Here is a 474-nt window from a genome sequence, read left to right on the forward strand (position 1 = left end):
GAGGCCGAGCTGTCCCGGCCTGCCCGGCCGCAACAGCAGCCGCCGCGTGGCGTAGCGCCGACCGGCGCCCGCGCGCGCCCCGGCCCTGCCGGACAGCGCCCCCGCCCGCGCCCGCACCATCCGGGCGCCGCCCGCCCGCGGCCTGCCGTCGACGAGGCCGGACGCCCGTTGCAGCAGCCCGGCCAACCGCAACCCTCCCGGCCGGCGCGCCCGCAAGGCCCGCACGCCGCGCAAGGTCGGGGGCAACGCCAGCAGAATGCCGAGGCGCCGGCCCGCCCGGCCAGACCGGAGCCCGCGCCCGGCGCAAGCGCCCACCCGCTGCCCCCGGCCCCGCGGGAGCACGGCGACATGCGCAAAGGGCCCCGTCCCGCCGGAAGCCCTGCCGGAACGCCCACCGGCACCGGGCGACCGGCCGCTGCGCCGACAGCGGGCGCGGAGCGTTCGGAACCCGCACCGTCCCTGGCGCGGCCGAGC

Annotated in this window: 1 protein-coding gene; it reads right to left on the minus strand. The window is 82.5% G+C overall.

Annotated elements, in window-relative coordinates; translation table 11 throughout:
- The coding region (locus CH339_RS25040; protein WP_210207396.1) for a hypothetical protein at nucleotides 1-186 on the minus strand (186 nt) is incomplete at its 3' end.
- Nucleotides 187-474 lie beyond the last annotated feature (288 nt).

The organism is Rhodobium orientis (assembly GCF_003258835.1).
GTDB lineage: Bacteria > Pseudomonadota > Alphaproteobacteria > Rhizobiales > Rhodobiaceae > Rhodobium > Rhodobium orientis.